The sequence below is a fragment of the Sodalis ligni genome (assembly GCF_016865525.2).
Classification (GTDB): domain Bacteria; phylum Pseudomonadota; class Gammaproteobacteria; order Enterobacterales; family Enterobacteriaceae; genus Acerihabitans; species Acerihabitans ligni.
On record NZ_CP075169.1, the window covers coordinates 803,660 to 818,059 of the forward strand.

General features: G+C 54.8%; 12 protein-coding genes. 6 read left to right on the forward strand and 6 right to left on the reverse strand.

The window, feature by feature from the left end; translation table 11 throughout:
- Positions 1-32 precede the first annotated feature (32 nt).
- Complete coding sequence (gene mtnK / locus GTU79_RS03750; protein WP_214514120.1) at positions 33-1,235, forward strand: S-methyl-5-thioribose kinase; 1,203 nt, start codon at positions 33-35, stop codon at positions 1,233-1,235.
- A gap of 129 nt (positions 1,236-1,364) precedes the next feature.
- Positions 1,365-1,448, forward strand: a complete 84-nt coding sequence (locus tag GTU79_RS31790) for a small membrane protein YohP (RefSeq protein ID WP_023654377.1) — start codon at positions 1,365-1,367, stop codon at positions 1,446-1,448.
- 90 nt (positions 1,449-1,538) lie between these two features.
- Here the strand turns inward: GTU79_RS31790 and glpT are convergent, their stop codons facing one another.
- The 3 genes from glpT to GTU79_RS03765 all read right to left on the reverse strand — a co-directional run bounded on the left by glpT (position 1,539) and on the right by GTU79_RS03765 (position 4,974).
- The gene (glpT, locus tag GTU79_RS03755; RefSeq protein ID WP_203522845.1) at positions 1,539-2,894 is read right to left on the reverse strand and encodes a glycerol-3-phosphate transporter; all 1,356 of its coding nucleotides are present in this window, start codon (positions 2,892-2,894) and stop codon (positions 1,539-1,541) included.
- A gap of 245 nt (positions 2,895-3,139) precedes the next feature.
- Positions 3,140-3,928 (reverse strand): leucine-rich repeat domain-containing protein, encoded by a 789-nt coding sequence (locus GTU79_RS03760; RefSeq protein WP_203522844.1) that lies wholly within the window; start codon positions 3,926-3,928, stop codon positions 3,140-3,142.
- A 734-nt stretch (positions 3,929-4,662) separates the two neighbouring features.
- Positions 4,663-4,974, reverse strand: coding sequence for a putative quinol monooxygenase (locus GTU79_RS03765; protein WP_132923461.1), 312 nt, complete (start codon positions 4,972-4,974; stop codon positions 4,663-4,665).
- A 260-nt stretch (positions 4,975-5,234) separates the two neighbouring features.
- On the opposite strand from GTU79_RS03765, the gene parC reads away from it, so the two are divergent.
- From parC to ftsP, 3 genes are all read left to right on the forward strand, one after another.
- Positions 5,235-7,523 (forward strand): DNA topoisomerase IV subunit A, encoded by a 2,289-nt coding sequence (parC, locus tag GTU79_RS03770; protein ID WP_203522843.1) that lies wholly within the window; start codon positions 5,235-5,237, stop codon positions 7,521-7,523.
- 220 nt (positions 7,524-7,743) lie between these two features.
- Positions 7,744-8,478 carry a 1-acylglycerol-3-phosphate O-acyltransferase gene (locus tag GTU79_RS03775; protein WP_203522842.1) on the forward strand — a complete coding sequence of 245 codons (735 nt, stop codon included), beginning with the start codon at positions 7,744-7,746 and terminating at the stop codon, positions 8,476-8,478.
- A gap of 94 nt (positions 8,479-8,572) precedes the next feature.
- Positions 8,573-9,988 (forward strand): cell division protein FtsP, encoded by a 1,416-nt coding sequence (ftsP, locus tag GTU79_RS03780; RefSeq protein ID WP_203522841.1) that lies wholly within the window; start codon positions 8,573-8,575, stop codon positions 9,986-9,988.
- A 170-nt stretch (positions 9,989-10,158) separates the two neighbouring features.
- Here ftsP and dkgA read toward each other — a convergent pair whose 3' ends face one another.
- Positions 10,159-10,989 carry a 2,5-didehydrogluconate reductase DkgA gene (gene dkgA, locus GTU79_RS03785; RefSeq protein WP_203522840.1) on the reverse strand — a complete coding sequence of 277 codons (831 nt, stop codon included), beginning with the start codon at positions 10,987-10,989 and terminating at the stop codon, positions 10,159-10,161.
- Positions 10,990-11,243: 254 nt separating this feature from the next.
- On the opposite strand from dkgA, the gene GTU79_RS03790 reads away from it, so the two are divergent.
- Positions 11,244-12,158 carry an AraC family transcriptional regulator gene (locus GTU79_RS03790; RefSeq protein WP_132923456.1) on the forward strand — a complete coding sequence of 305 codons (915 nt, stop codon included), beginning with the start codon at positions 11,244-11,246 and terminating at the stop codon, positions 12,156-12,158.
- Between the two features lie 5 nt (positions 12,159-12,163).
- On the opposite strand, the gene GTU79_RS03795 is transcribed toward GTU79_RS03790, so the two are convergent.
- Positions 12,164-12,829: a DedA family protein gene (locus GTU79_RS03795; RefSeq protein WP_203522839.1), complete on the reverse strand. Its 666-nt coding sequence runs from the start codon at positions 12,827-12,829 to the stop codon at positions 12,164-12,166.
- A gap of 123 nt (positions 12,830-12,952) precedes the next feature.
- Positions 12,953-14,149: a cystathionine beta-lyase gene (metC, locus tag GTU79_RS03800; RefSeq protein ID WP_203522838.1), complete on the reverse strand. Its 1,197-nt coding sequence runs from the start codon at positions 14,147-14,149 to the stop codon at positions 12,953-12,955.
- Between the last annotated feature and the right edge of the window lie 251 nt (positions 14,150-14,400).

The following is a 14,400-nucleotide window of genomic DNA, read 5'->3' on the forward strand; positions in this document are numbered from 1 at the left end:
AGACGTCCATACTCTTAAATAGAGGTGCTGAAATATGTCCGCTTACCGGTACGCTTACCGCCGCCGATGCCGTTGATTATGCCCGCCGTTATGCCGGGCTCAGCGACGCGGAAACGTTGATAAACGCCGAGGAAGTGGGGGATGGCAATCTCAATCTGGTGTTTAAAATCCTCGACGGCCAAGGCGTTAGCCGGGTAGTGGTCAAACAGGCGTTGCCCTATGTGCGCTGCGTCGGCGAATCATGGCCACTCACCCTCGATCGCGCCCGTATCGAGGCAGAAACCCTCCTTGCCCATGGCCGTTATTGTCCGCAGCATACCGTGCGAGTCCTGCATCATAATGCCGGTCTGGCGGTGATGATTCAGGAGGATTTGTCTTCCATGACCATCTGGCGGCGGGAGCTGGCCTATGGCCGCTATTATCCCCAGGCCGCCCGCCAATTGGGGGAGTATCTGGCCAGAACCCTGTTTCATACCTCGGATTTCTATCAGCATCCCCACGAAAAAAAAGCCGAGGTGGGCCGGTTCAGCAATCCGGAAATGTGCCAGATCACTGAAGATCTGTTTTTCACCGATCCCTACGGCGGCCACGACCGTAACTCCTACGAGCCGGCGCTGAACGAAGCGGTGGCCTCATTACAAAGCGATTCCGATCTCAAGCTGGCGGTGGCGGCGCTTAAGCATCGTTTCCTCACTAAAGCGGAAGCATTGCTGCATGGCGATATCCATACCGGATCGATCTTTGTCGCCGAAGACCGGCTAAAGGTTATCGATGCGGAGTTCGGTTATTACGGCCCCATCGGGTTTGATATCGGCACCGCCATCGGCAATCTGCTGCTGAACTACTGCGGCCTGCCGGGATTGCTGGGGCCGTCTGAGGCCGCCGCGGGCCGTGAACAGCGTCTGCAGGATATCGGCGAACTGTGGCAGGCCTTTGCCGAGAGATTCCGGACGCTAGCGGCGGAAAACACCCGAGACCTCGCCCTTGCCGAATCGGGCTATGCCAGCTGTTTCCTCCGGCAGGTCTGGACCGATGCCCTGGGTTATTGCGGTACCGAATTGATTCGCCGTACCATCGGCCTGGCCCATGTGGCGGATCTGGATACCGTGACCGATGCCGCCATGCGGCATAAATGCCAGCATCATGCATTGAAGCTGGGTAAAATGCTGATCCTGTCGGCGCCGCACATCGACGATGCGGCGGCGTTGATGGCCTGCATACGGCAGGGTGGCTAAGGTTCCGTCCGGGGCGGCTTAATGTAGCCCCCGGCCTGTCAATTCCATTTTCTTCTTCTATACTCATTTAAAGATATCATCCACTTAACTCCGCATTGATGATATCCCACCTCACAAGAAGGAAACGGAATGAAAATATTTCTCTGGATTATCGCAATTATCTTTATTGTCGGCCTGCTGACCATTACCGGCGTATTTAAATTAATCTTCTAGGACAACATCGGCGCCAATCAGGTCAGGCGTTCCCGGCCACATTGCGAGGCCGTAATGAACGCCTTAATTGAGTGACTCCGTTTCAGCATGCTACTCCGCTGCGGCGTCGGTTAAGGCAGGCCGTTTTGTGTCGCTGAGCATGGTTAATAACAGCAACAGCACCGCCAGGACGCAGCCGCCGATCATGACCATGAAACCGCCGTCCCAGCCGAAAAAATCCACGGTATAGCCGATAACGGCGCTGGCGGCCATGGAACCGTCCAGATAACCGAACAGGCCGGTAAAACCGGCGGCGGTACCGGCGGCTTTTTTCGGCGCCAGCTCCAGCGCATGCAGGCCGATCAGCATGACCGGACCGTAAATCAGGAAACCGATGACCAGCATGCACAACATGTCCACACCGGGGTTGCCGGCCGGATTGAGCCAGTACACCACCGTGGCGATGGTCACCAGCACCATGAAAAAGACGCCGGTGGCGCCGCGATTTCTGTTAAAGACCTTGTCGGACATCCAGCCGCACAGCAAGGTACCGGGAATACCGGCGTATTCATAAAGAAAATAGCTCCAGGACGATTTTTCCAGCGTGAAGTGTTTCACTTCTTTCAGGTAGGTGGGCGACCAGTCCAGAATGCCATAGCGCAGCAAATAGATAAAAACGTTCGCCAGCGCGATGTACCACAATAACCTGCTGGGCAAGACGTACTTCAACAGGATTTCACGGGTGGTGAGTTCCTGTTCGGCGTTTTCCCCGTCGTAGTGCTCCGGAAAATCATTTTTATATTCTTCGATGGGCGGCAGTCCGCAGGATTGCGGAGTATCGCGCACCAGCAGCCATGCCACCAGCGCCATGGCCATGGCCGCCAGCGCCGGTAGATAGAGTTTGCTGTGCCAGTCGCCAAACAAGGCCATGCCCACCATGGCTAATAGTGGCGGTATACCGCCGCCGACATTGTGGGCGCAGTTCCATACCGAGACAATCGGCCCCCGTTCCTTATGGGACCACCAGTGCACCATCACCCTGCCGCAGGCGGGCCAGCCCATGCCCTGAAACCAGCCGCAGATGAACAGCAGGACATACATGATGGCGATACCGGAGGTTGCCCAGGGCACCAGCCCCATGAAAAGCATTACCGCCCCGGCGAGAAACAGGCCGGTGGGTAGAAACAGGCGGGCATTGGACCGGTCGGAAACCGATCCCATGACAAATTTGGAAATACCATAAGCCAGGGAAACGCCGGACAGGGCAATGCCCAGATCTCCTTTTGAAAATCCCTGTTCCATCAGTTGGGGCATCGCCAGGGCGAAGTTTTTCCGCACCAGATAATAAGCGGCATAGCCAAAAAAAATGCCGAGAAACAATTGCCGGCGCAAACGGCGATAAAGAGGATCGGTGCTCTGATCCGGTACCCTTGGCCGATGGGCGGCGGGTTTGAACAAACTTAACATCTTATCTCCGGTATTGTCATGGTATGGGCTGCCTGCGGTTTCAGGCGGCAGAAGTATGAACGTCGAAACAAGTCATGTCGCCAGGGGAAATGACCTTCTGTGAAGACAGAGCGGATGTGAATTCAATATATGACAGGAATTTGCCTTAATCGGATAATAACTCTATAAACTTTAGGGTAATAGCCGGCGGGCAGCGCAGAATTCATGGCGAGGCTACCGTGAATAGTTCATTAAGATGCCCGAGCCTAACATTTTTTTACGGATATTTTTTGGCACAGGGCATCCCAACCGGCGACGAACGCGAGCCTCCACCTGGGTTGGGATGATTCTCGCAGCCGGTTTGACAAGGCGGGTTCCGATACCGCCTGTATCGCGGACATAACGTCTTCGTCGTTATGGTCGCCGGCTTCCCGCTCATCGACCGTGAAAAACGCCGCCGCAGGTCCGTGCGCGGCAACGTCGATGCCCAGGCGGGCCCATGCCGCAGGCACTATTTTTAGCTGGTTTTTATTGATTGAAAGAACGCGCAGCGATAATGGCGGTTTTTCCGATAAGCGCGATAGCCGGTTATTTTGGACATCAAGGAACTCGAGGGAATCGGGCAAATGCGTCGGCAGCCTGCTTAATTTATTGTTGGCGGCGTTTAGCTCCTTTAAATCGGTAAGCATCCTCGCCGAAATTTTTTTTAGCCGGTTATAGCCGACGTTGAGCTTGCGCAGATTCGGCGGCAAATCGTTCGGCAGGGATGTCAGCTTATTATTGTGGACGTCAAGTATTTCCAACCAATAAAGATGCGACATATTAGGCGGCAGGGTGGTGAGATTAAGATCGACCAAGCTTAATTGATTACATTTTCTTTGCCAGCAGTCCTCAAGCATATCCACGGCTATCTGCCGCAATTCGTCACTGCCGTGAGCCGCCTGATTTTGCCAGTAACCCCATGAGTCATACAATTCGTTACTGAGTAATCCAACGCATTCAATACTTTCAAATGCCGCAGTGGAATAGCATGTCTTTAATGTTGAAAAATTCATAGGGCATGGAATCCTTAATTGGTGTCATAAATATTTTCGGAAATTGGATTATTAAAATAAATATAATTTTTGCCTTAACCATTCTAAGACTCGAAAAAAGCCAAAATACTAACTGAGAGATATTATATAATATGTATTCCTCTGGCTCCTGCCGAGGGCCATATTCATAAGAGATATGATAACCCTGCCGCTCTGTTCAGCCCAGGCTCCATGCTCGGGGAAATCTCCGTTCGGCAATACGGGCCATTCAATCCGTTATGTTAATGAAAGATATTCAAAACAAGAGTATCGGCATCGGCCATGGTTGGCTTAATTTTCCAAAATAAGTAACTTTAAATGATATATTTTAGTTTCTAACGCATTTATCATCGTTTGTAAAATATATTTTCCAAGCATGTGTGATGGCTGTTGGCGATGCTTCTTTTTCACTGATCATGACTATTTTTATAATAATCATTATTCGCATTATCAATATCAGTAAAAGTATTCATTATCTCAAAGCAGGTGTTGAAACCATGAAATTAATTGACCCTCCATGATAACAAGGACCCTGTCACGGCGACGGCTATATAATACTACAATGCGGACGGCACGGTGTAAATTAGCGAAGGGCCAATTTCAAGCTCATCAATGGCATCTGAATCCCCCCGGAGATAATCCGACAACCACCTGCATAACGCCGGTGATTGTCGGAGGCAGTGCTTACGGCAAATCGCCATCGATATAGGCGTTAATCAATCGGTACGCTTCTCCAGAATATGGAAAGTGACATCCATGACGTCGTTCCTGATGTGGGCGCGGTGCGCATCCATATGCGGCGCCTGTTGATGCTGTTCAAGATGACGTATGCTTTTCCACTGCTCCAGCATGAAGATGGAGTCAGGGGCGGTTTTTCGCCACGGCACTTGCGCTTTGTAGTCGGTCAGCAAAGTATATTCACCGCAGCCATCTTCGGCCAGCACGTTGGGCCGCAGTGCCTGGATAGCAGCCAAAACCGCTTCTCGTCGTCCCGGTTTCACTTTGATTTCTGCAATTACCGTGATCATTACTTCCTCTGTCTTTGGATAAAAATGGGGGCGCCCACTAGTTAACCAAAGACGCGGCCCAGATGCTCGCGATATTTTATAATGTCTTGATCGATGAGCGGCTGCTTAGGAAATCATTGCATATGAAGGCCGGCGCCGCGGCAATTAACCCCTGTGACAGCCATAGGCCGGATAAGGTACTATCATTGGCTTGAAACCAACATACCCCAGGGTGTGCCAATCTACTCCCGAACACACCGCGGTAAGAGGAAGAACAATCAATGAGTGATTTGGCTCATGACGGCGCGGAACGCCTGGCGCTGCATAAATTCACCGAAAATGCGTACCTTAACTACTCCATGTACGTCATCATGGATCGCGCATTACCCTTTATCGGCGACGGGCTGAAGCCGGTACAGCGCCGTATCGTCTATGCGATGTCGGAACTGGGATTAAACGCCAACGCGAAATACAAAAAGTCCGCCCGTACCGTCGGCGACGTCTTGGGTAAGTATCATCCCCACGGCGACAGCGCCTGCTACGAAGCCATGGTGCTGATGGCCCAGCCTTTTTCCTACCGCTATCCGCTGGTGGACGGCCAGGGTAACTGGGGGGCGCCGGATGACCCGAAATCCTTCGCCGCCATGCGGTATACCGAGTCCCGCCTTTCCAAGTACGCGGAGCTGCTGCTGAGCGAACTGGGGCAGGGGACGGTGGATTATGCCCCTAATTTCGACGGGACGCTGCAAGAGCCGAAAACGCTGCCGGCGCGGTTGCCCAACATTCTGTTGAACGGCACCACCGGCATTGCCGTCGGTATGGCCACCGACATTCCGCCCCATAATGTCGCCGAGGTGGGCGCCGCCATCATCGAGCTGCTGAATAATCCCGCTGCCACCCTGGAAGACTTGCTTAATCATGTGAAGGGGCCGGATTTCCCCACCGATGCGGAAATCATTACCCCCCGCGATGAAATCCTCAAAATATACCAAAGCGGGCGCGGATCGGTGCGCATGCGCGCCTTATGGCATATGGAGGATGGCGATGCCGTTATCACCGCATTGCCTCACCAGGTGTCAGGGGCGAAAGTGCTGGAACAGATCGCCGGCCAGATGCGCGCAAAAAAACTGCCGATGGTGGAGGATCTGCGGGATGAATCGGATCATGAAAACCCCACCCGGCTGGTGGTGGTGCCCCGATCGAACCGCATCGATCTGGAACAGGTCATGAATCATCTGTTCGCCACCACCGATTTGGAGCGCAGCTATCGTATCAATATGAATATGATCGGCCTGGATGCCAGGCCGGCGGTGAAGAACCTGCTGGAAATTCTCACCGAATGGCTGGTTTACCGCCGGAATACGGTCCGGCGCCGCCTGAACTTCCGGCTGGAAAAAGTGCTGCGCCGCCTGCATATTCTCGAAGGGCTGCTGGTGGCCTATCTCAACCTTGACGAGGTGATCCGCATCATCCGTACCGAGGATGAGCCCAAGCAGGTGTTAATGCAGGCTTTCGCGCTGAGCGATACCCAGGCCGACGCCATTCTGGAATTGAAACTGCGTCATTTGGCCAAGCTCGAAGAGATGAAAATCCGCGGTGAACAGGCGGAGCTGGAGAAAGAGCGTGAAAAGCTCCAGGGCATTCTCGCCTCTGAACGCAAGCTCAGCAATCTGCTGAAAAAAGAAATCGAGACGGATGTCGCCGCCTATGGCGATCCCCGTCGTTCGCCTCTGGTGGCGAGAGATGAAGCCAAGGCCCTCAGCGAGCATGAACTGGTTCCCTCCGAGCCGGTAACCATTGTCCTCTCCACCATGGGGTGGGTGCGCAGCGCCAAAGGCCATGATATCGACCCGGGCGCGTTGAACTACAAATCCGGCGACACCTTCCTCTCCGCCGCGCGGGGCATCAGCAATCAGCCGGTGGTCTTTATTGATTCCACCGGCCGCAGCTATGCATTAGATCCCTCCTCCCTGCCTTCGGCCCGGGGACAGGGCGAACCCTTAACCGGCAAACTCACCCTGCCGCCGGGGGCGACCGTCGACCGGATGCTGACCGCCCCCAGCGATCAAAAACTGCTGCTGGCCTCGGACGCGGGTTATGGGTTCTTGTGTACCTTCGAAGACCTGGTCGCCCGGAACCGGGCCGGCAAGGCCATGCTGACCCTGCCGGAAAACGCCAAAGTCATGGCGCCGCTTTGGGTTAACGACGCTGTCGATTCCCTATTGCTGGTGATAACCGAGGCCGGCCGGATACTGTTATTCCCGGTGGGGGATTTGCCGCTGCTCTCCAAAGGCAAGGGCAATAAAATCATTTCCATTGCGGCGGCGGACGCGGCGTCGGGCAAGGATCGTATGGCCTGGCTGCTGTTGCTTTCCACCAAGGCGTCGGTGACCTTCTTTGTCGGTAAACGCAAACTCACTCTGCGTCCCGAGGATTTACAGAAATACCGTGCCGAACGCGGCCGTAAAGGCACCCTGCTGCCTCGCGGCCTGCAGCGTATCGATCGCATTGAGCTGGATGATCCGTTAGCGGCTGCTCTCTCCCCGGAAGGGGATGCGCCGGATCGCTGAGTATGATCTCGCCTGCCCGCGTCGCGGGCGGGCAGGCCGCACTCGACTACCCTGAATAATTCAAGTCGCGGGAAAGCCAACGCACCGGCAGCTTGAAGTTTGAGGGGATAAAAATAAAAACCGTGGATCCGGCCGGTTGGGCCGGATCCGAGCCGGTAATAGCCGTGTAATTTGTCATCAAGCCGGTATACTGGCGGTGGCTGAGGGTTAAGAGGTTAATATGTTAGCGATTATTCGCACAATTCTGGTGATAGTGCTGTCTGCTTGTATCTGCGTCTTTGGGTTGATTTATTGTCTTTTCAGTCCGCGAAATCCTCGCCATGTCGCTACCTTCGGCCATATGTTCGGCCGCCTGGCGCCGCTTTTGGGGCTGAAGGTGGAGATACGTTGTCCTTCATCCACGACGACCCGGCAAAACTGCATTTATATTGCTAATCATCAAAATAATTATGATATGGTGACCGCCGCGAGCGCTGTGCAGCCCAGAACGGTTACGGTGGGGAAAAAAAGCCTGCTGTGGATACCCTTATTCGGCCAGCTGTATTGGCTGGCGGGCAATTTATTGATAGATAGGGAAAATCGTTCCAAGGCGCATGGTACTATCAACGAAGTCGTTCGCCAAATCAAAAAGAAAAATATCTCCATCTGGATGTTTCCGGAAGGGACCCGGAGCCGGGGCCGGGGGCTGATGCCGTTCAAAACCGGCGCTTTCCATGCGGCCATCGCCGCCGGAGTGCCGATTGTGCCGATTTGCGTGTCTAACACCTCCAATAAAATCAAGCTTAATCGCTGGTCGAACGGGCTGGTCATTGTTGAAGTCATGCCGCCGGTGGATACCGCAGCCTACAGCCGCGATAAGGTGCGGGTGCTGACGGAAGATTGCCGCAACATCATGGCGGCCAAGCTGGCGGAACTGAATGCGGAAGTGGCTGAGCGCGAAGCGCGGATAAAATAGGCGGGCTTCTTTGTCCCGTGCCGTTACCGGCGGGACCGCCGCCGGATATATATACCCTTAATACTTCAGGTTGCAGGGTTCTTGTGGAGTAGATATGTCACTCAGTCGACGTCAGTTCATTCAGGCTTCGGGCATTGCGCTTTGTTCCGGCGCCATACCGCTGAGGGCAGGGGCCTCCGGACAGCCGGCCGCCTTACCGGTGCCGCCGTTGCTGGAGTCCCGTCGCGGCCAGCCGCTGTTTTTGACCCTGCAGCAGGCGCATTGGGAATTTATCCCCGGCCGCAGGACGGCGACCTGGGGCATCAACGGCGGTTATCTGGGGCCGACGGTGCGGGTTTATAACGGCGACGACGTCAAGCTTATCTATAACAACCGCCTCAACGAGCCGGTGGCCATGACCGTCAGCGGCCTGCAGGTGCCCGGTTCACTGATGGGCGGGGCGCCCCGCATGATGTCCCCCAATGTCGACTGGTCCCCGGTATTGCCTATCCGCCAGCCGGCGGCAACCTGCTGGTATCATGCCAATACCCCTAACCGCATGGCCCAACATGTTTATAATGGACTGGCCGGACTTTGGCTGGTGGAAGATGAGGTAAGCAAAGGACTGCCGTTGCCCAATCATTACGGAGTGGATGATTTTCCGGTGATTATCCAGGATAAACGGCTGGATAATTTCGGCGCGCCAGTGTACGACCCGCCCTCCAGCGGCGGCTTTCTCGGCGATACCTTATTGACCAACGGCGTGCAAAGCCCGTTCCTTGAAGTCTCCCGCGGCTGGGTGCGGCTGCGGTTGATCAACGCGTCCAATGCCCGCAGCTACCGGCTGCAGCTCAGCGACGGCCGGTCAATGCAGGTGGTGGCCGGCGACCAGGGCTTTTTACCGGCGCCGGTTGCGGTGACCCAATTGTCACTGGTGCCCGGCGAGCGCCGTGAAATCCTCATTGATATGTCGAAAGGGGAAGAAGTGTCCATTACCGTCGGTGCCGCGGCGGGCCTGATGGACAGGGTCCGGGGCTTTTTTGAGCCTTCGACCATATTGATTTCCACCGTGGTCTTGACCTTGAAGCCAACCGGCCTGCTGCCGCTGGTGACGGATAATTTGCCCATGCGCCTGCTGCCGGATCAGTTCGTGGACGGCAATATCAGCCGCACCCGCGAGTTCCGTCTGGGAGGGAGCCTGCCGGGAATCAACGGCGCCCTCTGGGACATGAACCGCACGGATTTCCAGGCGCTGCAGGGCAGTTTTGAACGGTGGATAATCTATGCCGATACGCCGCAGCCCTTTCATATCCAGGGCGTAGCGTTTTTGATCAAACGGGTTAACGGCAACGCGCCGCTGCCGGAAGATCAGGGCTGGAAGGATACGGTTTGGGTGGAGACCGAAATAGAGCTGATGGTCTGGTATCCCCAGGTCTCCTCGGATCATTTCCCCTTTATGTATTATAACCAGGTCCTGGAACTGGCCGACCGCGGCTGCGCCGGCCAGTTTACCGTGCAAACTTCCTCATAAAACTGGGCATGTACAGATGATTCGGAACCAATAAGGGTGGGAAAGGGTGCGAGAGGAGTAAACCGTCCGCGCCAGGGATGGCGCGGATCGAGCCCCCAGGGAAGGGTTCACGGCGAGTTTACCATCTCGCACTCTGTCCCGACCTTGCACCTTGGACATTCAGCCCGCTGTTAGGGTTTAACAAAGGTATCCGGGTTCGGCCCCAGGCGTTTGCCGCTATCCAACCGCCCGATGGCGTCCAGTTCGCTTTGTTCCAGCTTGAAATCGAAAACCTCGGCATTTTCCTTGATACGCGCCGGGGTGACGGATTTCGGGATCACTACACGCTGGGAATCCAGATGCCAACGGATAACGATCTGCGCCGGGGTCTTGCCATATTTTTCCGCCAGCTGGCGAATAATCGGCTGATCAAACACCCCTTTCCCGCCTTGGGCCAGCGGGCTCCAGGCCTCGGTGATAATGTCATGGGCAGCGTTGAACTTGCTTAGTTCGCGCTGTTGCAGCAACGGATGGAGTTCGATCTGGTTGATAACCGGAACCACGCCGGTTTCATCAAACAGCCGTTGCAGATGGGGGGCATGGAAGTTACACACCCCTATGCTTTTGGCCAGCCCCTCTTCCTTTAGCTTGACCATATCCCGCCAGGCCCGGACATAGGTGTCCTGCGCCGGCGCCGGCCAGTGCATCAGATAGAGGTCAACGTAATCAAGCTGGAGTTTTTTCAGGCTCTCTTCCATGGCTTTAGGCGCGGCGCTTTGGTCCGCGTTCCAAAGTTTGGTGGTGATAAACAGCTCCTCGCGGGGAAGCGCGGCGGCTTTGATCCCTTGCCCTACGCCCACTTCATTACGGTAAATGGCGGCGGTATCAATGGAGCGATAACCCAGTTTTAATGCTTCCCGGACCGAGGATAAGGCCTCTTCGTTACTGGCCTGCCAAACGCCTAAGCCAAACTGCGGCATGGTCTGCCCATCATGAAAAGTCACTGTAGGTTGCGTTGCCATAGTATCTCCTTTATAGCCGGTTGCCGGCGCGCAATAGGCCGGCAGTGGTAAAATCTGTATCACTAGTCTAGTAGACGCCACGGGATGCGGCAGGTCATGAGGTATACATTCCTATCCTCTATTGTGATTAACGCGGCATCGTGATTCAATGCATATTCCTCCTCGCTGTTTGCCTATTTATCCTAATAATTAGAGAAATATCGCCATAAATGGCAAAATAAATGTTGAATCATTCAATAGAGAGAATCCGTACGATGACAGAGAACCACTCCATTTGTACCCGGTTATCGATACGCGCCATGGAGTTGCTGCAGCAGAAAAACCGGGTAACCATACCCTATGTCAGGCTGCTGTTTACCGATACCTATTGTGCCCGTACGCCGGTTATGTATGAGCCGGGCATTATCATTCTTTTCCAGGGGCGAAAAACCGGCTATCTCGGCAACAAGGTCTTTGACTATAACGCCAGCAAATATTTATTGCTGAGCGTGCCGCTGCCGTTTGAATGCGAAACCTTTGCCTCGGCGCAAGAACCTCTGGTGGGGTTGGCGATTGGCGTGGATACCCTGATGCTGCAGGATCTGATTATCTCCATGGGAGATGACGCGCAGTTCCGGCCGGTAACCGCCCGCTCCAGCGGCATCAATGCGGCGCCCTTGACCGAGGAGCTGTTCTGCGCCGCGGAACGCCTGCTGGATATTATGGATAAGCCCATGGATGCAAGAGTGCTGGGGCCGAATATCGTGCGGGAAATCATCTATTATCTGCTGCAGGACGTCTGCGGCGATGCGCTGTTTGCGCTGGCGAACCGGCAAACGCATTTCAATCAGATCGCCAAGATACTTAAAAAAATAGAAAGGCAGTTCGCCGATAACCTGACCATTGAACAGCTGGCCGCCGACGTCAACATGAGCCTGTCGGCTTTTCATCATAATTTCAAGGCGGTGACCAGCACCTCGCCGCTGCAGTATCTTAAAACCTATCGGCTGCATAAGGCGCGGGTGTTGATGCTGCATGACGGTTTGAATGCCGGCACCGCCGCCATGCGGGTGGGGTATGAAAGCCCGTCGCAGTTCAGCCGGGAATTCAAACGCTACTTCGGCGTTTCCCCCAGGGAAGACGTGGCGCGAATTCGAACTCCCGGCTCCGGTTCGGCTATGCAGATTTAATTATTTCAGGCGGTATCTTTTATCTTGCGTTTACGCCAGAGCAGCAACAGCGTTCCCACCAGCCCGCTGCACAGCAATATCAGCGGCAACACCATCAGGATCATCATGACCTGATCTTCATGGTGTTTCAGCAATGGCATATGGCTTAAGGAGTACCCCAGCGTCAGCAAGGCGCTGACCCATATCAGCGCGCTCAGCCAATTGAAAAGCTGAAAGCGGGTATTGCTCAGTCCGGAAATACCGGCGATGGTCGGCAGCAGGGTGCGGACAAAGGCCAAAAAGCGGCCCACCAGCAGCGCCATCAGCCCGTGGCGGTTGAACATGGTGTAGGCGCGTTGATGATAATGGGCGGGCAGATGGAGCAGCCAGCTTCTGACAATTCGGGTGTCACCCAGCCAGCGCCCCTGTAGATAACTGAACCAGCAGCCCAGGCCCGCGGCGGCGGTGAGAACCAGCAGCGTGGGAACAAAACTCATTACCCCTTTCGCCACCATGGCGCCGGAAAGCAATAATAAACTGTCACCAGGTAAAAATGAGGCCGGCAGTAGTCCATTTTCCAAGAACAACATCGTGAATATTACGCAATAGACCACCCAAATTACCCGCGGGTTGGCTAATGCGGCAAAATCCTGTTGCCAAAGTGCGCGGACAATCTCATGTAATACACCCATTCGAACCTGCTCATCTCGTTTTAGTGCCACAGCGTATCGTCAATAGACCGGGTTGTCCTCGACGGCCCGCCCAATCAGACAATTTTCATTAACTATTTTAGACCTCTTTGCGTCAATGAGCGATTACCCAACCTCCCCGATCCGTACAAAACCGGCTTCCAGATCGGCGATAAGGTCATCGACATTCTCCAGACCGATATGAACCCTCACCAGGGTCCCGGTGAAATCCACCCCGCCGGCCGGCCGTATGGCCGCGATCTCTTCGGGCTGATTGGCCAGTATCAAGGATTCAAACCCTCCCCACGAGTAAGCCATGCTGAAATGTTCGAAATGATCGAGGTAGTGTTCAAGCTGCCGCTGGCTCAGCCTCTTTGTCAAAATAAAGGAAAACAGCCCGCTGGCGCCCTTGAAATCCCGCAGGAAGAATTCATGTCCCCGGCTGCCGGGCAGGGCCGGATGATTTACCGTCGCCACTTCAGTGCGTTCGGCCAGCCAACGCGCCACCCGCAGGCCGTTTGCCTCGTGCTGTTTAAGCCGGACGCCCAGCGTCCGCAGACCACGGGCGGCCATATATGCCGTATCGGCATCCGCCATTTGACCCATCAGATAGGATTGCTCGCGCAACTGATCCCAGCAGCGGGCGTTGGCTACCGCGGTGCCCAGCATGGCGTCGGAGTGGCCGATAATATACTTCGTACCGGCCTGGATGGAGATATCCACGCCCAGCGCCAGCGCCGGCAAGAGAATACCCGCGGCCCAGGTGTTATCCAGCATAATCACAATCTGGGGATTAACGGATCGCACTGCCCGCACGATGGCCGGAATGTCCTGCACCTCCATGGTGATGGATCCCGGCGATTCCAAAAACACCACGCGGGTGTTTTCCTGGATAAGATCCGCTATGCCGGCGCCTATCATCGGGTCAAACCAGGTGGTGGCGACATTCAGCTTGCCGAGAATATGCCGGCAAAAATCCGTGGTGGGTTCATAAACGGATCCGGTAACCAAAACATGATCCCCGGCGGAAACGAAAGAGAGGATGGAATTGGTTACGGCGGCGGCTCCGCAAGGATACAGAGCGCAGCCTGCTCCGCCTTCCAGTTCCACCATGGCTTGTTGCAATGAGAAATGGGTCAGGGTACCCCGCCGGCCGTAAAACAGTTCCCCGTTCGCCCGCTGCTCGGTAGCGTGCTTTTTGGCCTGAACCGAATCAAAAACCAACGAGGAAGCCCGTTGAATGACCGCATTGACCGAGCCCTGGGTGAATTTTTTATCTCTCCCGGCAGCGATCAGCGCCGTTTCAATTTTCTTAACCGTCATGTTCTGCGCTATGCCTTTCGCTTATGGTTTCACTTACGATTCCGCAGGCCGGGGAAAGCCTCGATTACACCCCCCTTTCGCGTAGTTAAGTTAACACGATTGCACGCCGACGGCAGGCGTTTTAACGCGTTAAAAAACCATTAACGCCTTTCATTATTCAGCGGCGTAAAATGATGGCTGGAGAACGGCCGCTAAAACCTCCCGCTGTCGGTAATCTTGATAAATACGTTACAAATTAAGCTACCATTTAT